This is a genomic window from Ruegeria sp. HKCCSP346 (assembly GCF_017872595.1).
Taxonomy (GTDB): domain Bacteria; phylum Pseudomonadota; class Alphaproteobacteria; order Rhodobacterales; family Rhodobacteraceae; genus Ruegeria.
Genome location: NZ_JAEDOT010000005.1, coordinates 1 through 18525, shown reverse-complemented (window position 1 = coordinate 18525; position 18525 = coordinate 1). Strand labels below are relative to the sequence as shown.

Annotated in this window: 17 protein-coding genes; 11 read left to right on the top strand and 6 right to left on the bottom strand. The window is 58.2% G+C overall.

The window, feature by feature from the left end:
• Positions 1–15: 15 nt before the first annotated feature.
• Genes I9185_RS14565 through I9185_RS14555 form a run of 3 tightly spaced genes read left to right on the top strand, consistent with a single transcriptional unit; the run spans position 16 to position 2457 of the window.
• Positions 16–558, top strand: coding sequence for an SCP2 sterol-binding domain-containing protein (locus I9185_RS14565; RefSeq protein WP_348539746.1), 543 nt, complete (start codon positions 16–18; stop codon positions 556–558).
• Positions 558–1535 (top strand): peptidase U32 family protein, encoded by a 978-nt coding sequence (locus I9185_RS14560; RefSeq protein WP_171724648.1) that lies wholly within the window; start codon positions 558–560, stop codon positions 1533–1535. The genes I9185_RS14565 and I9185_RS14560 overlap by 1 nt, the downstream gene beginning before the upstream one ends.
• Before the next feature lie 4 nt (positions 1536–1539).
• The gene (locus I9185_RS14555; protein WP_171724531.1) at positions 1540–2457 is read left to right on the top strand and encodes a U32 family peptidase; all 918 of its coding nucleotides are present in this window, start codon (positions 1540–1542) and stop codon (positions 2455–2457) included.
• A 48-nt stretch (positions 2458–2505) separates the two neighbouring features.
• On the opposite strand, the gene I9185_RS14550 is transcribed toward I9185_RS14555, so the two are convergent.
• The 3 genes from I9185_RS14550 to I9185_RS14540 form a co-directional block, all read right to left on the bottom strand.
• A complete protein-coding gene (locus tag I9185_RS14550; RefSeq protein ID WP_171636305.1) occupies positions 2506–3774 on the bottom strand; it encodes an MFS transporter in 1269 nt (422 codons plus the stop codon).
• A 178-nt stretch (positions 3775–3952) separates the two neighbouring features.
• Positions 3953–5125: a diaminopropionate ammonia-lyase gene (locus I9185_RS14545; RefSeq protein WP_210093404.1), complete on the bottom strand. Its 1173-nt coding sequence runs from the start codon at positions 5123–5125 to the stop codon at positions 3953–3955.
• Positions 5126–5139: 14 nt separating this feature from the next.
• Positions 5140–6282, bottom strand: a complete 1143-nt coding sequence (locus tag I9185_RS14540; RefSeq protein WP_210093403.1) for an amidohydrolase — start codon at positions 6280–6282, stop codon at positions 5140–5142.
• A gap of 109 nt (positions 6283–6391) precedes the next feature.
• Between I9185_RS14540 and I9185_RS14535 the strand changes: the two genes are divergently transcribed.
• Positions 6392–6853 (top strand): Lrp/AsnC family transcriptional regulator, encoded by a 462-nt coding sequence (locus I9185_RS14535; RefSeq protein WP_171636299.1) that lies wholly within the window; start codon positions 6392–6394, stop codon positions 6851–6853.
• Between the two features lie 131 nt (positions 6854–6984).
• On the opposite strand, the gene I9185_RS14530 is transcribed toward I9185_RS14535, so the two are convergent.
• The gene (locus I9185_RS14530) at positions 6985–9003 is read right to left on the bottom strand and encodes a CocE/NonD family hydrolase (RefSeq protein WP_210093402.1); all 2019 of its coding nucleotides are present in this window, start codon (positions 9001–9003) and stop codon (positions 6985–6987) included.
• An 86-nt stretch (positions 9004–9089) separates the two neighbouring features.
• Entirely contained in the window at positions 9090–11129 is a 2040-nt protein-coding gene (locus I9185_RS14525; RefSeq protein ID WP_171636295.1) for an NADH:flavin oxidoreductase, read from the bottom strand.
• A 450-nt stretch (positions 11130–11579) separates the two neighbouring features.
• Between I9185_RS14525 and I9185_RS14520 the strand changes: the two genes are divergently transcribed.
• Positions 11580–11924, top strand: coding sequence for a RidA family protein (locus tag I9185_RS14520; RefSeq protein ID WP_171117928.1), 345 nt, complete (start codon positions 11580–11582; stop codon positions 11922–11924).
• Positions 11925–12004: 80 nt separating this feature from the next.
• On the opposite strand, the gene I9185_RS14515 is transcribed toward I9185_RS14520, so the two are convergent.
• Complete coding sequence (locus I9185_RS14515; RefSeq protein WP_210093401.1) at positions 12005–12931, bottom strand: LysR family transcriptional regulator; 927 nt, start codon at positions 12929–12931, stop codon at positions 12005–12007.
• 157 nt (positions 12932–13088) lie between these two features.
• Between I9185_RS14515 and I9185_RS14510 the strand changes: the two genes are divergently transcribed.
• The 6 genes from I9185_RS14510 (at position 13089) to I9185_RS14485 (ending at position 18433) form a co-directional block, all read left to right on the top strand.
• A complete protein-coding gene (locus I9185_RS14510; protein ID WP_171636290.1) occupies positions 13089–14105 on the top strand; it encodes a TRAP transporter substrate-binding protein in 1017 nt (338 codons plus the stop codon).
• A gap of 67 nt (positions 14106–14172) precedes the next feature.
• A complete protein-coding gene (locus I9185_RS14505; RefSeq protein WP_171636288.1) occupies positions 14173–14709 on the top strand; it encodes a TRAP transporter small permease in 537 nt (178 codons plus the stop codon).
• A 17-nt stretch (positions 14710–14726) separates the two neighbouring features.
• A complete protein-coding gene (locus I9185_RS14500) occupies positions 14727–16067 on the top strand; it encodes a TRAP transporter large permease (RefSeq protein WP_171117920.1) in 1341 nt (446 codons plus the stop codon).
• Positions 16068–16084: 17 nt separating this feature from the next.
• Positions 16085–16579 (top strand): universal stress protein, encoded by a 495-nt coding sequence (locus I9185_RS14495; protein WP_171636286.1) that lies wholly within the window; start codon positions 16085–16087, stop codon positions 16577–16579.
• Positions 16580–16605: 26 nt separating this feature from the next.
• On the top strand, positions 16606–16992 hold the full coding sequence (locus I9185_RS14490) for a nuclear transport factor 2 family protein (protein WP_209835032.1): 387 nt from the start codon (positions 16606–16608) through the stop codon (positions 16990–16992).
• A 37-nt stretch (positions 16993–17029) separates the two neighbouring features.
• A complete protein-coding gene (locus tag I9185_RS14485; protein WP_171636284.1) occupies positions 17030–18433 on the top strand; it encodes an FAD-binding oxidoreductase in 1404 nt (467 codons plus the stop codon).
• Positions 18434–18525: the final 92 nt, after the last annotated feature.

Here is an 18525-nt window from a genome sequence, read left to right as displayed (position 1 = left end):
CAGCAGGAGGTCTGTTTGTCCGATCCCCTAAACCAGATACCGCAATGCCCTGCCGCTTTGGCCGCAGCCCTGCGGTTTGTTCCGCTTGCACCCTTGTCGCTGTCACTGACGGCGTTTTCCCGCAAAATAACCAAGAAACACCCCGATTTGCTCAACCGGCTCGGGGAATACAGCCGGGCAGCCTTTGTGCTTGATCCAACGGATCTGCCCGTTGTCCTTCTGCTCGAACCGAATGACGGCGCACCGAGAATCAGATTGAGCCGCGGGCGCGTGGACGGGGCCGCGCGAATTTCCGGCCCACTGGCGGCGCTGTTGGGGCTGGTGCATGGAGCGTTTGACGGTGACGCCCTGTTCTTTTCGCGCGATCTGGTGATCGAGGGCGACACAGCCGCGGCACTGGCGCTGCGCAACGCAATTGACGACGCAGAGCTGGACCTCGCGCACGAGGCCGCAACCCTTTCCGGCCCGCTTGAACGCCAGCTGAAGCAGATCATCGCCTTTGCAGAGCGTCGGACCGGCCTGTGCCTGACCCGACCCGAGGACGCGATCCTATGGTAATGGAAATCGTTTGCCCGGCGGGAACGCCCGCGGCCCTGCGTGCAGCCGTCAGGGCCGGGGCTCACACGGTCTATTGTGGCTTCAATGACGAAACCAATGCGCGGAACTTTCCGGGGCTCAACTTTGACCGCGCTGAAATGCGGGCCGGAATTTCCTTTGCCCATGATCACGGATCGAAGGTCTTGATTGCAATCAATACCTTCCCGCAGGCAGGCAACGAAGGGATTTGGAAACAAGCGGTGGCGGATGCCGAAACCTGCGGTGCAGATGCTGTCATTCTCGCCGATCTGGGCTTGCTGGACTACGCGGCGCGACATCATCCCAAGCTGCGCAGACATCTGTCCGTGCAGGCCGCGGCGGCCAATGCTGACGTGATCAATTTCTATGCCGAAACTTTCGGTGTAAAGCGGGTGGTCTTGCCGCGCGTTTTGTCCGTTCCGGAAATTGCCGCGATCAACTCTGAAACCGACGTCGAAACCGAAGTCTTCGTGTTCGGCGGTCTTTGCGTCATGGCCGAGGGGCGATGCTCGCTGTCCTCTTATGCCACCGGGTTGTCTCCAAACATGAATGGTGTCTGCTCCCCTGCCAGCCATGTGCAGTATCAAGAAGAACAGGGCGCGTTGAACGCGCGCCTTGGCGGGTACCTGATCCACCGGGTCGAACGGGATGAGCCCGCACCGTATCCGACTTTGTGCAAAGGGTGTTTTTCCGCAGGTGAAAAAACCGGGCACCTGTTCGAGGATCCCGTCAGCTTGAACGCAGAACGGCTGATCCCGCAATTGCAAAAGGCAGGTGTGACAGCCTTGAAGATCGAAGGGCGCCAGCGGTCAAAATCTTATGTCGCACAGGTCGTTCGGAATTTTCGCGCCGCGGTCGATGCGCTGGAGTCAGGCCAGCCGATGCCCGAAGGTATGCTTGCGCGACTGTCGGAAGGGCAGGCCATGACGACCGGCGCTTACAAAAAGACGTGGAGGTGATCCGATGGAACTGACAATAGGCCCGAACCAGTTCTTCTGGCCCTCCGAAACCTGGGCTGCATTTTATGATGATCTGGCCCGATCGCCCGTCGACCGCGTCGTGCTTGGGGAACTGGTCTGTTCCAAGCGCTTGCCGTTCTACCAGGATCGTATCCCTGCGGCGATTTCCCGGCTGGTGGAGGCGGGCAAAGAGGTTGCGCTGACAAGCCTGGCCCTTGTGACCCTGAAACGCGAGCGCAAACTCACGGCTGAGCTTGCAGAAATGGGCGTCATGGTCGAGATCAACGATCTGACCGCGCTGGCACATTTGCCCGGCACCTGCACGTTTGCCGTTGGCCCGCTGGTAAATGTCTACAACGAAGGTACTTTGAAATGGTTGGCTGCTCGGGGTGCGCGCCGGGTTTGTCTTCCGCCGGAACTGCCCATCGCTTCGGTCAAAACGCTGGCGCAAGCTGCCTCGGACTTGGGCGTCGCGATCGAAATATGGGGGCATGGCAGGTTGCCGCTGGCCATTTCCGGGCGCTGTTACCACGCGCGATTGCATGGGCGCAGCAAGGACAATTGCCAGTTTGCCTGCGAAGACGATCCGGACGGGTTGGACGTTCTGACCGGTGACGGCAAGCCTTTTATGGCCATGAACGGTGTGCAGACCCTGTCAGACAGCCATGCCTGTACGGATCATCAGATCGACCTGCTGAAACAGGCTGGCATCTCGGCGTTGCGTCTGTCGCCGCAATCTGGCGGATTCCGTCAACTGTGCGAACTGTATCGAAAACGTATCGACGGTGATCTTCCCCAAGGAGAAGTGGAGTGCGCCCTGCGTGGTGCTGATCCTGATATTCGGTTGAGCGACGGATTTCTGACGGGGTCCTGCGGTGCAGAATGGTCCGGTACATCAAAGGCGGCTTCGATCTCGGTTTGACCGCCGCATCGGCACGGCGTCCGTCGCGCCGGACGCGAATGAAACAGCCTATGCTTTGAACCCTTGGGATGAGTCCGGGTTTGTCCGGGTTTCTTCCTCTTGAACCCAGGTTTCGGCCTGCAAGACCCCGGGTTGCCCGGTGCCGATAATCCCCACGACCTGCACATCGCCGGTATCGGTGGGAGCGGCCACCTGAACACGCCGGATCAATGCGAAAAGGGCGACCGCAATACCGATAGCCGCCAGAAGAAACGGAAGACCGCGCCCGCCGAACAATGAGATAGAGTTCGGCCCCAGCATGGTTCCCACCAGCAGGCCGACATTCAGCAGCAGCACCATCGTGCCACTGGCGGGAACGATCTGAGACAGCTTGAGCTGATCATTGGCATGCGCCGTCAGGATCGAATACGCGGGATACAGCCCGATTGCGATCAGAACAAAACCATAGACGATATGAGACGGCGACGTATCGATGGCCATCCAAAGACTGGACAGGGTCGTAACGACACCCAGCCCGATGACCACATAGCGTCTGTCGGTGTGATCAGACAGCCAGCCGATCGGGTATTGCACCACCGCACCGGCGATCAGCGCCGCCACCAGCGCCCCTGACGCCTGCGCCGTCGTAAAGCCGTTTTGCAACGCATAAAGCGGCAACGAGATATAAGACGCCGCGACACCGATGCTGACCAGAACGATACCGATGACTGCGATGGGCGAAACCTTGTAAAGCACGGGAACCGACATGCGTTCCGGAGCGGCATATTCCGGCGCCTTGTTGCCCGACAGAAGAAGCGGCACGATCGAAAGCGAAATCAGGATGGAAACAAGCCCGAACAGCAGGTTCCCAGTGGGGTCGGGAAAGCCTACTATGGCGGTGCCAAGCGCCGGGCCGGCAAGCTGGATAATGAAATACAGCGACAGGACCTGAGCGCGCATGTTGTTCTCGGACTTCGCGTTCAGCCAGCTTTCGGTGATGACGTAAAGCCCCGGGTAACAAAATCCGCCCAACAGACGCATCACGCTCCAGCTGATCGCGTCGCTGGTCAGCAGATGCACGATGGCCGCAATCGAAACCAGCGAGGCGAGGGCCGAAAATGCCCGAATATGCCCGACATTTTCGACCAGCCTCGGGGCAAGTGCCGTCCCTGCAAGCGCACCCAAGGGATAGCTTGCCTGCATGACGGAAATCGTGAAGTCACTAAAGCCCAGACTGGCCCCCCGGATCGTCAGCAACGTCGCCAACAGACCGTTGGCAACCATCAGCATGAACATCCCAAGGAACAGTGCCCAGTTTTCGTTTAACGCGCGTATCATAGCGAACCGCTACTGATGCGGGGCGGGCCTGTATACAACTCCTACGACATCGGGATGTCGTTTGATGGAACTTCTCCGTTGCGGGCCACAATGTCGGATTCAACCGTCCCAAGGCCCATTGCAACTGGGTTTTCGGCTGAGCTGATTGGCCTCAGTACCCGCAGGAATTGCGGCTGAGTTACACGTCGCCTTGCATGATCCGGGCATAGATATCGGGATCCGTCACGCCTTCAGAGCCGATCGTCAAAACCCGAGACTGCGGCGTCAATCCAAGCTTCTGGAAAAGCTCGGGGTTGTTGGCCGCTTCGATCAATGCGGCCAATCCGGCAACGCCGCTCTCTCCGGCTTCGATCGCCGGATCACTACCATGCGGACGCGCCAGGCGACGGACGGTGGGCGGTATCAGCTGATCGTCGATTGTCAGAAAGTCCGAGGCTTCGCTGCGCAAAACCTCCCACGCCATCGGTGACGGCACCCCGCAGGACAAACCCGCCATGATGGTCTCTTCATCGATATCTACGGACGCGGCTTGCCCCTGCCTTGCGCTTTCGAACAAACACGCCGCCAGATGCGGTTCCACGACCACGACGCGCGGCGCGGCATCACCCCAGGCCTGACGCAATGCTGCCGCAACTGCCGCGGCAAGCCCTCCAACTCCACCTTGCAGAAAGACATGCGTCGGTGCCGTGTCCATTGCATCCACGACTTCTTTGACCATGACACCATAGCCCGACATCACGTCGCGCGGCGGGTCAGTGTAGCCTGACCAGGATGTGTCCGAAACCACGAACCAGCCGTTCTTGTCAGCTTCCCGCCGACACTGATCCACCGAGGCGTCATAGTCTCCATCGATGCGCACGACGTCGGCCCCGAGTTCGCGCATGGCCTGCGCGCGGCCTTCACTGACTTCGGCGTGAATGTAGATCCGGCACGGCGCGCCGAACCGCTTGCACCCCCATGCGAGCGACCGACCGTGGTTGCCATCGGTTGCCGAAACAAGCGTGATACTGGCAACCATGTCGGCGCAGCGGCCAGTACGGATATCTTCCAATGACACGTCCTGACCGGTCCGGCGCGATATTTCGCGTTGCAGAACACGCAAGGCGGCAAAGGCCCCCCCCAAGGCCTTGAAACTTCCAAGACCAAACCGGGGACCTTCATCCTTGTAGTGGACTTCCGCGACTCCGATCTCGGCTGCCAACGATGGCAAAGAATGCAGAGGCGTTGGCGCATACCCCTCCCATTGGGTGATTTCCCTTGCTGCGCGATCGAAATCCTGTTGTGTCAAAACGGTTTCGGCAGCGGGGCCAAAGCTCGGCCTGCCTGCCTGATGGGCGATGATTTCTGTCATGGTCGTGTATCCTGTCAAGGGGTCAGCGGCAGGCGCTGCCGTACCAGCTCTGCCCAGAGTTCTGCACCCAGCGGGAGCAGTGCGTCGTTGAAATCGTAATCAGCCGAGTGCAGCGGACGGCCGTTTGATCCTTCGGTCCCGTTGCCGATAAGCAGGAAACACCCGGGCACAACGGCGGCAAATTCAGCAAAATCTTCCGAGAAAGACATGGCAGAGCAGTCTCCGTCCACCTCAAGACCCATGGCCGAAGCCGCTGCAACGACATGCGATGCGGCATCGGCATCATTGTTTGCCTCGATGAATGCGGTACGGAAATCCACACTCACCTCGACGCCATGGCTTTCGGCCACACCGCCTGCGATCTGGCGCATGGTGCGTTCGATCAGCTTGCGGTCTGCCGGTGACATGGCCCGCGCGTCACCTTTCAGAACAGTACGCCCCGGAAGGACATTGCGCTGCCCGTCGGTGGTGAACTCGGTCACCGACACCACGGCGCCGGATGAAGGTGCAAGCTTGCGTGAAACTATGGTTTGCAGGGCCAATACAAGTTCCGCCGCAGGCGTGATCGTTTCGCGCCCGACATGGGGCATCGAGGCATGACCGCCTTGACCGGAAAGCGTGATTTCAAACAGGCTTTCACTGCAACAGATGACACCGGCGCGGGTGGAAACCCGCCCGACAGGCTCACCCGGAAGATTGTGCGCGCCGTAAACCTCATCAATCGGGAAGGTCCGCAAAACGCCCTCATCGATCATCGCTATTGCCCCAAGCCCATGCTCTTCATTGGGCTGGAACAGAAAGACAACCGTGCCGTCAAACGTCGGATCCTTGGCCAGCAATTCGGCGGCCCCAAGCAGCATCACCGTGTGGCCATCATGTCCACAGGCATGCATGACACCTTCGTTCTGCGACTTGTGCGCAAACGTATTGACCTCGGTAATCGGGAGCGCGTCGAAATCCGCGCGCAGCCCAATGGCGCGATTGCCATTGCCCGCCTTCAAGACGCCCACGACACCGACCCCTTCAAACACCTCGATGCCTAGGTTGCGCAGATGCCCGGCAATCCGGTTCTTGGTCCAGACTTCCTGAAACCCAAGCTCGGGGTTGCGATGAAACTCATGGCGCAACGCACGCAGGCGTTCTGTCAATGCTGTCACGGCAAAACTTCCCCTTCGACGTGTTGCTTCACATGTGAGAAACAAGTTTATTGCAAGTGACCTGAAAAAAGGGCTCTAGTTAGTGGCAAGCCATGCAAGTTTCTTTCACATGACGCAATTGGATGACTTTGACCGCGCGATCCTGCGGATTCTGCAACAAGACAACAGAACCACGCAGCACAAGATTGGCGAGGCCGTAAATCTGTCCGCACCCTCGGTGCAGCGCCGTATCCGCCGGATGGAGGCCGAGGGCGTGATACGAGCCAATGTGGCCGTCGTTGACCCGGCGGCCGTAGGTCTTCAACTTACCATCTTCGTTGAACTTGAACTGGTCAGTGAAACCCCGGACGAGATCGATGCCGTCAAGAAAACCCTGCTGAATGCTCCGGAAGTCCAGCAATGCTTTTACGTGACCGGAGAGGTTGATTTCATGGTTGTCGTGGTCGTCGAAAGCATGGCGGTTTACGAAGATTTCACCCGCAGGATGTTCTTTGAAAACGGCAATATTAGAAAGTTCAGAACCTTCGTTTCCATGGATACCATCAAATCCGGCAGTGCTTTGGGGTTCTGACCGGCACATGGTGCAACGACAGGCCCGTCCAGACATGTCCGCGCAAGTCTGGACCATTCGGTTGGGTTGACAGGACTGCGAAGGCAAGTCCCGTCACGGGTCTCAACGCAATTTTTCCAACGTGTTTTCAACTACATTCCATTGCGCGGAATGACATGTGCTTTCTCTTCCTCAAAGATCAGCTCCTCCCCTGACCATGCCTTCAGGCGCGAGATCAAATGAAACTCGGTGGCCGTTGCCCGTTGTTCGGAATAGGTCCATATCCTGGCCGACCAGTCCTCACGGTCGAAACCGGCGGTCTGCTCCATCGTGGCAACAGCAGAAAGCGGGTCACCCGGATGGATTGAATATCTTCGATCCGACACGTCGCTGAGCACCGTCCCAATATCGTCCAGGCGGAAATCACCCACCGGCCCGAAGACGCCCCCGTCCAGAAAAAACCTGTGTGTCACCTTGCCATTGGTCAGGTCCGCGTGGACCGAGCGTTCCATCGAGCCCGAGCGCACCTTGGTCTTTCTTGCGGCCTCACCGGACGCCGATGGTTCCGGCAGCGGGCGGGGTTCGGTTGTGTCAACGCCTGGGTTGCGGATGGGCAAGTGCAAATGAGATTGACCCGGGCGGATTGTAAGTGTCACAGGTTCGGGGGCGGGCCAGAGTACCGGCCAGTAAGCCGAAGCGATCTGCAAAACGATGCGATGACCTGACGGAACCCGATATCCTGTTCCATACATCGAGACGGTAACAGCCATCTCTTCCCCGGGTGTGATCGGCGTGGGTTCTGTATCGCTGATCCGGTGGTTGAGGTTGCAGAATCCCCTGGCAATCAGCGTCTGCGCACCGTTCGGGTCTTCGTCCACCAGCAATACAACGACAAAGCCCTGAGTCTGATCTGCTGACACCTTCAGATCGACCGATGGTTGCCCCAGGATATCAAGTGCGTCTTCAAGTGGCGCCGCTTTGAACTGCAACGCGCCGGCGGCGTCGATCCGGCAATCTGCCGCCATGTCTCCGGGAATGGCGAAAGAGCACATATCACCTGCGGCCGCCCCAAAACTTTGCGGCGAGCAAATCGCAAGCTCTGCCGCGGAAACGGGGTCTGCCTCAAGCGTCAGATGATTCAGCCACAGGGACGTGTTGGTGATATTCGGTGACGGCCAGCTCGGCTCTTCGACCCAGCGCCCCGTGCGTTCCAGATGCGTTCCGGTCGGCGCTGCGCTGTCTTGAAGGAAAAAACGCAAGGGTGGTTCGTCCATCAACCCTGTGTCTTTTCCCTTCAGCCAGTGATCCCAGAACCGGATGACCTCGCCGACGAAATCAGCCTTGGGGCCGGGCACCCCTTCATGCGGGTAAAGATGCGCCCAGGGCCCCATCAGGATCTTGACCGGTCCGCTGAGGTGTTCGGCAATGCGGAATGGGGTATCGCGGTATAGATCCATCCAGCCGCCGAAAAAGTAGACCGGTATATCCACGTCGGCATAGTTCTCGCAGATCGAACCGCGCCGCCACATCTCGTCATGGGTCTGGTGTTCCAGCCACATGGCCGGCCAGAACGCGGCGCCTTCCAACCGCTCGCGCCACATGTCAAGCCAGCGGTCCGGGCCGACAATCTCTGGGTCTGGTGGCATGGCGTTGTACAGCTGCATGATCGAGCCCCACCAGAAATTGTCGTTGGCTAGACATCCGCCGTAAAAGTGGATGTCCTCGCGCCACCGGTTGTCTGTGCCCATCACCGGTGCGATCGCCTTCAACGCCGCAGGGCGCGTCGCCGCCACTTGGAACGCGTTATATGCGCCCCAGCTTTTGCCGAACATTCCGACGTTCCCATCGCACCAGTCCTGATCGGCGATCCACTGGATGAGGTCGTGACCGTCCTGAATCTCCTGATGCGAATACTCATCTTCGGAAACACCATCACTGTCGCCATAGCCTCGGATATCAACGCGGATCGACGCGTAACCGGCGGCGGCAAACTGCGGATGCATGCTTTCATCCCGCATGCGTGTCCTGTCCCGGCGGCGATAGGGGATGTATTCCACGATACAGGGCACAGGGGCGTTCTTCGCGCTTTCCGGCAGCCACAGGCGCGCCGCAAGTTTCGTGCCGTCAGGCAGCGGTATCCAAACAGTCTCGATGACCTCAATATTGCTCATGTCCGGTCCTTTTCGTTCGGGCGCATAAGGGGTTTCATGCCGTGCGGGCAATCGGCTGTACGTGTTCAACCCATTCTCAGATGGCGTCACCACCGAAGGCCTAGGCGCAGCGCGTCATAGACTGCCGCGTGTATGTTGCGCGAAGAAACGGCGTCTCCGATCCGGTAAAGATCAAAACCGGCATTCGGGTTCACCTGCGGAAACACGTCACCCGAATTGGCGACAAGAGCGTCGTGATCCACACGGCCACGATTTCGCGAAAGCGGCTTGAGTTGGAAATAGAGATCATCCAGAGGCAAGGTGCCCTGATTGACAATGACCTGATCATACACGCGCTTTTCAACAAGTTTCGAGTAATCCGTTCCAATCGCCGCTTCCAGTTGATTGCCTGAGCGAACCAGCGATTTCAGCGTTCGGGTAACGGTGAACACCGCCCCCGTTTTTTGCAGCGCACGCATATATGGCACCAGATTCATGCCCATGATCTCGGGCGCAAAGCTGCGGTCGCGGGTCATGATCTCAACCCGCGCACCGGACCCGGCGATGACCTCGGCCGCCATCAGGGCCGGGTGGTCGCCCGCATCATCGTAGATCAGGACATTTTCGCCCGGTTGCACGTCTGCCGACAGGATGTCCCAGGCCGAAACCGCCAGATCGTTGCCGGTTTCCAATATTGTCGTCTCGGGCAAGCCTCCGGTTGCAATCACGACCATATCCGGGGCAAAGGTTGTTACGTTCTCCGCCTCTGCAAACGTGTTGAACTGAAACCTGACGTCGCGCGCAGCACATTGCGCCATGCGCCAGTCGATGATCCCGATCATCTCGGCCCGGCGTCGGGATTGCGCGGCCAGACGCACCTGACCTCCGGGTTCAGGGGCCGCTTCCAGAACGGTAACGTCATGCCCGCGCTCTGCCGCGACCCGCGCGGCTTCAAGCCCTCCGGGCCCTGCGCCGACGACGACCGCCCGGCGGCGGGATTTGGCTGCGGGGATCACATGCGGCATCGACAATTCGCGCCCGGTAGCGGGGTTGTGAATGCAAAGGGCTTCACCCGCCTGATAAATTCGGTCCAGGCAGTAGGTTGCACCGACGCAGGGGCGGATGTCATCCTCCTGACCGGCCCGGATCTTGGACACGATCATCGGGTCGGCCATATGCGCGCGGGTCATGCCGACCATATCCAACAACCCCGAGGCCACGGCATGTCGTGCGGTTGCCACATCGGGAATGCGCGATGCATGAAAGGTCGGCATCCCGATTTCGGCTCGTACACGCCCGGCAAAATCCAGATGAGGCGCACTTTTCATGCCCTGTACCGGGATCACATCCGTCATGGCCGGATCCGTATGAATGCGCCCGCGGATGACGTTCAGGAAATCGACCTGACCGCTGTCGCGCAGCCTTCGGGCGATTTCCAGCCCGTCTTCTTCGGTGATGCCGCCTTTTTCGACTTCATCCGCGGTATAGCGGACGCCAACGATGAAATCCTGCCCGACACGGTTGCGGATTGCATCCAGAACCATGAAGCCGAACCGCAACCGATTGTCGAAACTGCCGCCATAGGGCGCGTCCATCGTATTGGTGAGTGGTGACCAGAACTGATCGATCAGGTGGCCATAGGCTTGCAATTCGATTCCGTCGAGACCCGCGGCCTTCATACGCTCGGCTGCATCGGCGTAGTCGCTTACGATCCGTTCGACATCATGGTCTTCCATCTTCTTGGCAAAGGCCCGGTGGGCCGGTTCACGATAATGCGAAGAAGAGACCGACGGCAGCCAATCGCCCTTGTTCCAACCCGTGCGCCGCCCCAGATGGGTCAACTGGATCATGACCGCGCAACCATGAGCATGGCAGGCATCCGTCAATTCAGCCATCCAGCGCACCACCTCGTCCTTGTAGGCAAGGATGTTGTTGAACACCGGTGGGCTGTCGCGACTGACGGTGGCGGAACCCGCCGTCATGGTCATCGCGACCCCAGCTTTCGCGCGCATCTCATGATAGGCGCGGTAACGCTCTTTCGGCATACCGTCTTCGGGGTAGGCGGGTTCATGACTGGTCGTCATGATCCTGTTCTTCAGCGTCAGATGCTTCAGCTGATAGGGTTGCAGCAGCACATCGCGGGTCATGACCACCCGTCCTTTGTTGGAACCATTGACGTCAGTCGACCAACTTCGCTGTCCTGCATCGGACATGCAAAAAGCAGTGTTTCGGCAGTGCCGGGTGGCATATGGCGCTCCGATATTGGGGCGAGCGGAGAAGCTCTTGACCGATTGAAAGCAGACTGGGAAACCTCCGTCAAACGCCTTGTGAACCAAAGTCGCGATGTTTCTCCGAATGCGTTGGCCGAGGCGCGCAAGACAGGACAGAAAAGGTATCCGCGAAAACGACCTGTCCGCAAGGCGCTGGCAACCGCTTATCCCGTCGCCGCGCACCGGACATAAGCGTGCTGTTAGGCTGAAAACTCCCGCGCGGCAGGCTGGCAATTTTTCGATGATTGAAGGTCTGGGCTGGCGGTTGGCGTCGTTTCGCTCTATCGCCCAACTGGAACATACCTTTCGTGACAGGAGACAGCAGTCGTGACCATCACTCGGATCGAGACCGGCAAGCGCATGAGCCGCATCGTCAAACATAACGGAACCGCCTATCTGTGCGGTCAGGTTTCCGATGCCGCAACCGTTGCCGATCAAACCCGTGACATCCTTGCCAAGATCGAGGACCTTCTGGCCAAGGCTGGCAGCGACAAGACGCGTATCCTGCAATGCGTGATCTGGCTGTCGGACATGGCCGACTTTGCCGAAATGAACGCGGTCTGGGATGCCTGGGTGCCAGAGGGCCACGCCCCGGCCCGCGCCTGCGGCGAGGCGAAACTGGCCCGTGATGTTCTGAAGGTCGAGATGATCGTTACCGCAGCCTGCGATTGATCCGCCCGGCCTCGCGCCGTGTGCTGATTTCAGGCGTGGGCGGGTTTGGGTCTGGGAAACAAGACGTCCTGCCCGCGTTCCTACTGTACCTGAGAATGTACCTTTACCAGAGTTTCCAGAAACAGCTTGGCCACGCGTGTTGGCGCAGGTTGTTTTCTGGCCACGGCCGCGAAACGGGTTCTGTATTTGATCTCTTTGGGTAGAACCTTTTTCATAAGCCCATGTTCGACAAATTCCTGCGCCAGATGATCGGGAAGAAACCCAAGGTAGCGACCTGAAAGTATCAGAATGACAAGGGCTTGTTCGTTCTGCACTTTGGCCGCACGTCGAAACCCCAGTTGTTGACCAACGATGAGGTTCGGAGAGTTCACGTGCAGGCCGGCGTAGTTGAACTTGCGAAGAACACTCAGTTTCAACTCTGGATCCGAGCGGTCAAACAGGGGGTGTTCCTGCCCACAGTACAAATACATGTTTTCCCCGTAGAGCGACGTGTATTCCAGGCTTGCCGATGGTCTGTGCAAAGCGATGATACCGACATCCAGTTGCCCGCTGATGACCATTGTTTCGATCACGTTGGGGGGTTCCAGCGACAGTTCGATGTGAACCGCCGGTGCGGCCTCATTGAACTTGTGAATGGTGCGGGCAAGTTGGGCTTCCGGGTTGGTCGTACATTGATCGAACAGAGCCACGCGAATGCTGCCGGCCAGTTGTTGTTTGACTTCGTTGACCTCGGTTCTGAACTGCGCCACGGAAATAAGCAGGTCTTCTGCCGCGGCCAGCACCTTTTCGCCGTCTTCCGTCAGTGAAAACCCTGCCGGCCCCCGGTTGCACAGCTTTAGGCCAAGCCTCAGTTCCAGGTCAGACAAGTGTTTCGAGATCGTCGATTTACCGATGTTCAGCTCGATCTCGGCGGCCGTGATGCCACCACTTTCCGCGACGGTTTTGAACACGCGCAGCAGACGGATGTCCGTGTCGCCGATCCGGGTATCAAGTTTGTTCTGTCTCATATCGCATGTTTGAAATCTATGAAACCTTTCGCGCAAATATTAACAACGACGAAACCAAGTTGGCAAGTTAGCTTCGTGTCGCCGAGGTAGAATCGGACTGGCCACCTTCTCCCCAGGTCAGCGCGCACCTCGAAACACGACATATGGGAGGAAATCCATGTCATTTATCAAAAAGCTTGGCACTTTCAGCGCAGCCGTTTCCGTTGCCGCACTGATGGTTGCAGGCACGGCCGAGGCGAAGAACTTCAAGATCGCTGTCGGCGACAGCGCGGGCAGCGCACAAGAGGCGCTGGGGCTCGCGTTCGTAAAAGCGCTCGAAGAAAAATCAGGTGGTGAGCACACCGCGACACTGTTCCTCAACGGTCAGCTCGGTTCCGAGCAGGACACGGTGAACGAGGCGGCGATTGGCACGCTGGATATGTCGCTGCTGGCGATCAACAACATCACGCCGTTCTCGCCTTCGGTCGGTGTTTTCACACTGCCTTACGTGATCCTCAGCCTGGAAGATGCCGAAAAACTGACCCAGGGTCCAATCGGTCAGGAACTGGTCGAAAACACCATCCGTGATGCCGGTGTGCGCATCATCGGCTGGACCTATACCGGTTTCCGCCGTCTGACGAACTCGAAGAAGCCGGTCAAATCGGTTGCGGATTTGCAGGACCTGATCATTCGCGTTCCCAAAAACGAAATCATGATCGAAACCTACAAGGCATGGGGCATCAACCCGACCCCGATGGCCTGGTCGGAAACCTTCACCGGCCTGCAGACCAAAGTGGTTGACGGTCAGGACAACCCTTACCTGACGATCAATGCGATGAAGTTCTACGAGGTTCAGAACCACGTCACCAACCTGCGTTACATCTTCTCGATCGAACCGCTGATCATCTCGGAAGCCGTGTTCCAGGACCTGTCCGAAGAGGAACAGCAGATGATCCTGGAAGCAGGGCAGGAAGCCACTCAGGTCTCGGCCCAGTTCCTGCGGGACTCGGAAGCAGCCATCAAGGAAGAGCTGACGGCCAAGGGGATGGAAATCATCGACCCCGAGAACGACGAAGCCGAGTTCATTCAACTGGCGACCGAAGCTGTATGGCCGCAATTCTACGAGTCCATTGGTGGTGTCGAGAAACTGAATGCAGTTCTCGAAGCCATCGGCCGCGAGCCGGTCCAGCAATAATCGTCGCACGGCGATACCGGGAAGAGCGCTGCGGCGCTCTTCTCACTTCAGGGAGGAGTGAAACCACATGTTCTGGAAATTTCTGGACAACATAGAAAGTGTCATCTGCCGGATCCTCTTATCCGGCTTCGTCTGCCTTTTGTTCGTGCAGATCATCGCGCGCGAGGTCTTCGGCTTTTCGGTCAGCTGGATCGAGGAACTCTCGGTCTACATGTTCGTCTGGTTCGTCTATTTCGGCGCAAGTTACGCCGCTCTGAAAGGTGCGCATAACCGCGTGACATTCCAGTTCAAGTTCCTGCCCGATGGGTCGATCAAATACATCGAAGCCTTCGCCGATCTCTTCTGGCTCTTCTTCAATGTCTACTTCCTGTATCTGGCGACGGATTTTGTCTTCAACAAGATGAACAAGTTCTGGAAATCCCAGACCCTGGGTATCGAGATGAAGTACGTCTACATGGTGCTGCCCATCGCGTTTGCGCTGATGACCGTCCGCATCATTCAGGTGAATTACCGCCGCCTTATCAAGGGCGAGGATATTCACGATCCCGATCAGATCGACCTCGACGAAATCAAAGCTGCGACTGAAGCAGCAAAGAAATCCTAAGGGCAGGGGGATAAACCATGGAATCCGAAATCGTCACAATCCTGTTTGGGTCTTTCCTGTTTCTGCTGCTCATTGGCGCGCCGATCACTGTGGCGCTGGGTGTGGCATCGCTGGTCTCATTCCTTTACCTGGACGAGAACCCGATCAAATTCGTGCAGATCGCCTTTACCTCGGTGGGTGCTTTCCCCCTGATGGCGTTGCCTGCCTTCATTCTTGCCGGGGCCCTGATGGAGGCCGCCGGTATCTCGAAACGCCTGATCAATGTTGCTGAAAGCCTGGCCGGTCCTTTCACCGGCGGTATTTCGGCTGCAACGGTCATGGCTTGTCTGTTCTTCGGCGCCATTTCGGGCTCGGGCCCGGCAACAACCGCGGCCGTTGGGATGCTGATGATCCCTGCGATGATCGACCGCGGCTATGAGCGCGGCTATGCCTCGGCGATCACTGCGTCCTCTGGCGGCCTCGGGATTATCATTCCTCCCTCCATCCCGATGGTGATCTTCGGCATTGCCGCGCTCGGCATGGCGCCGCCGCCGGAAGCCGTGGAAAAGTTCGGAACCTTTCAGTCGGTTTCGATCTCGAAACTGTTCATTGCCGGATTCGTCCCGGCCTTCCTGATCGCCACCAGCCTGCTGATCCTGAACTTCTTCATGTCGAAAAAGCGCGGCTACAAGGGCGTTTCCGAAGGTTGGTCGATCCGTCACGTGGGCTGCGAAATGTATCGCGGTTTCTGGTCGCTGATGGCGCCGCTGGTGATCCTGGGCGGTATTTATACCGGCTTCTTCACCCCGACCGAGGCGGCAATCGTGGCGATTTTCTACACCCTGTTCGTGGGCGTGGTTATCTACCGCGAACTGACCTGGCAGTCGCTGTTCCAGTCGCTTGAAGCCACCACCTGGCTGACTGGGCGTGTTCTGCTGATCCTGTTCACCGCGACCGTGTTTGGCCGACTGCTGGTGGAAAACCAGATCCCGGCAATCATCGCGGATTCGATGCTCAGCTTCACGGACAACCTCTATGTCATCTGGACGCTGATCATCTTTTTCCTGCTGTTCGTCGGCATGTTCATGGAGACGCTGGCCACCATCCTGATCCTGGTTCCGGTGATGCTGCCGGTGGCTTATTCGGTGGGTATCGATCCGATCCACTTTGGCGTGGTGATGGTCTGCACGCTGGGTATCGGTTTCCAGACTCCACCACTGGGCGAAAACCTGTTCATCGCCTCGGGTATCTCGAACATCACGATCGAACAGATCTCATTGCGTGCGCTGCCTTTTGCGGCCGCCAACACGATTGCGATCTTCATCATCGCCTTCTTCCCTGAACTGTCGCTGTGGCTCCCACGGCTGTTTGGCTACTGATCTGAAAGGATGACGACATGAAACAGATGGTCACAAACATCCTCTTTGCCACTGACCTGTCCGAAAACTCGGGTCACGCCATGCGCCATGCCGCCAGCATCGCGCAGGCCACGGGGGCCGAAATTCACGTGCTGCATGTGAATGAGCCACTGTCGGACGATGCCAAGATCACGATGGAGATCTTCATCCTGAATGAAGAAACCCGCAAGACCGCGATCGAGCGTCGTCACGAGATGGTGCGCAAGGTACTGGCCGAACGACAAGCCAAATTCTGGGCGCAGTTCGACGGCGACGATGGAAAAATTCGCGATCAGATCACCTCGGTCGAGGTCACCGATGGTCACCCGGCCGAAGTGATCCTGCGCCGCTCGGTCGAACTGGGCTGTGATCTGATCGTGCTGGGTGCGCATGATCACGGCTTTTCGCATACGTTTCTGGGCACCGTCGCAAAACGCGTTTTGCGGCGCTCCAAGATACCGACACTGATCGTTCCGAACCCGGACGAAACGTAACAACCCCACTGACAAGGAAGTACAAAATGAGCAAAACTCTGACCGCGCAGGACCTGGCGGACACGTTTGACGCGTTCAACCGCCATGACATCGACGGCGTAATGACCCACTTCGCCGACGACTGCGTGTTCTACACCGTGGCTGGTGACGAGAAATACGGCAACAAGGTTGAAGGTGCCGAAGCCATAGCCGCCGCGTTTTCAGGCGTCTGGGCAGGCATGAAAGACGCCCATTGGGACCATCACAGCCATTTTGTCCACGGTGATCGTGCCGTGTCCGAGTGGACCTTCTCAGGAACCGACGCAAACGGTATGCGGATCGAAGCTGAAGGTGCGGATCTGTTCACCGTTCGTGACGGTAAAATCGTTGTAAAACAGGCGCTTCGAAAGACGCGTCCAATGTTCAAAGCCTGATCCGCCGCCCTGCGCGCAGCCTCGGAGAAAAACAAGAATGGTGGATAACAGCATCCCGCGTCACTGGCCCAAGGCCAGCTATGACCCGAAATATGACCCGATCATAGATGCGGGTCCGGGTCACAATCGCGACCACGCGCCCACATATTGGATTGGAACGGCCGGAACACCTCCGGCCGATGATGGACCTGTGTCCAGCGATATGGATGCGGATGTGGTGGTGATCGGGTCGGGGTATACCGGCCTGTCCACCGCCATTCATCTTGCCAAGGAACACGGCATTCAAGCCGTTGTTTTAGAAGCAAATACAGTCTCTTGGGGCTGCTCCACCCGCAATGGCGGGCAGGCCCAGATCTCATCCGGACGGCTGAAACGGTCGCAATGGATTCAGCGCTGGGGCACGGACGTGGCCAAGCGCATGCATGCCGAGGTCACAGAAGCGTTTCAGCTGTTCAACGATCTGATTGCGTCGGACGATATCGATTGCGACCCGCAGCCAGGCGGCCACTACTACATCGCGCATCGCGACAAGGTCATGCCCTCCCTCAAGAAAGAAAGCAAGCTGCTCAACGACGTGTTCGGCTATGGTTCGCGGATTCTCTCTCGGGAAGAACTTCACGAAAAGCACGTGCGCGATATGGAGGCCGCAGGTGCCATGTGGGAACCTGACGGGACCTGCATCCATGCGGGTAAACTGGCCTTCGGCTACGTCAACATGGCGCGCCGTCTGGGGGTGAAAATTCACACCGGCAGCCCGGTCATGGGATGGCAGACGAAGAACGGCGTGCATCACCTGCGCACACCGGGCGGCATCGTCCGCGCCAAAACGGTGGCCTTGGCAACCGCGGGCTATACTCCGCCAGGTCTGAACACGCGCACAAAGCACCGCCTGATGCCCATCCTGTCCAACTCGATGGTGACACGGCCGCTTACCCAGGCCGAACTGGATGAGTGTGGCATTCAGACCAAATCCCCCCTGACCGACACGCGTACGCTGCGCCACTATTACCGCCTGCTGCCGGACAATCGGATGCAGATCGGCAGCCGCAGCGCGGTGACAGGGCGTGATGCCGAGAACGAAAAACATCTGGAGCTACTGAAAAAGGGTCTCGCCCGAAAGTTCCCGGCGCTGACGGATATCAACCTCGACTACTCGTGGTGGGGCTGGGTCGATGTCAGCCATGATATGATGCCGCGTATCTTCCAGCCGGACCCGCAACAGCGCGTGTTCTACGCGATGGGATACGGTGGCAACGGCGTGATGTACTCGGCTCAGGCCGGGCGTCGTATGGCACAGCTGATCGCGGGTAAGAAAGACAAGGCGTTTGAACTACCGATCTTCACGTCCCCGCTGCCCAGCCACGGCATTCTGACGCCTTTCCGCCGACTGGGACAGCGCATGGCGTATGTCGGCTACTACCTCAAAGACGAAATACTGTAACTCACAGGGGCTTCGGCGCCCTGAAAGGATAAGGAAACACCCTTATGAAAATGACGACGGAAGAGGCCTTTGTTAAGGTTTTGCAGATGCAC

Coding starts and splice junctions, on each gene's coding strand:
- I9185_RS14495 (WP_171636286.1), top strand. CDS start 16,085: ATGAAACAGATGGTCACAAACATCCTCTTTGCCACTGACCTGTCCGAA.
- I9185_RS14545 (WP_210093404.1), bottom strand. CDS start 5,125: ATGACAGAAATCATCGCCCATCAGGCAGGCAGGCCGAGCTTTGGCCCC.
- I9185_RS14485 (WP_171636284.1), top strand. CDS start 17,030: ATGGTGGATAACAGCATCCCGCGTCACTGGCCCAAGGCCAGCTATGAC.
- I9185_RS14535 (WP_171636299.1), top strand. CDS start 6,392: ATGACGCAATTGGATGACTTTGACCGCGCGATCCTGCGGATTCTGCAA.
- I9185_RS14530 (WP_210093402.1), bottom strand. CDS start 9,003: ATGAGCAATATTGAGGTCATCGAGACTGTTTGGATACCGCTGCCTGAC.
- I9185_RS14550 (WP_171636305.1), bottom strand. CDS start 3,774: ATGATACGCGCGTTAAACGAAAACTGGGCACTGTTCCTTGGGATGTTC.
- I9185_RS14560 (WP_171724648.1), top strand. CDS start 558: ATGGAAATCGTTTGCCCGGCGGGAACGCCCGCGGCCCTGCGTGCAGCC.
- I9185_RS14490 (WP_209835032.1), top strand. CDS start 16,606: ATGAGCAAAACTCTGACCGCGCAGGACCTGGCGGACACGTTTGACGCG.
- I9185_RS14525 (WP_171636295.1), bottom strand. CDS start 11,129: ATGACCCGCGATGTGCTGCTGCAACCCTATCAGCTGAAGCATCTGACG.
- I9185_RS14515 (WP_210093401.1), bottom strand. CDS start 12,931: ATGAGACAGAACAAACTTGATACCCGGATCGGCGACACGGACATCCGT.
- I9185_RS14555 (WP_171724531.1), top strand. CDS start 1,540: ATGGAACTGACAATAGGCCCGAACCAGTTCTTCTGGCCCTCCGAAACC.
- I9185_RS14505 (WP_171636288.1), top strand. CDS start 14,173: ATGTTCTGGAAATTTCTGGACAACATAGAAAGTGTCATCTGCCGGATC.
- I9185_RS14510 (WP_171636290.1), top strand. CDS start 13,089: ATGTCATTTATCAAAAAGCTTGGCACTTTCAGCGCAGCCGTTTCCGTT.
- I9185_RS14500 (WP_171117920.1), top strand. CDS start 14,727: ATGGAATCCGAAATCGTCACAATCCTGTTTGGGTCTTTCCTGTTTCTG.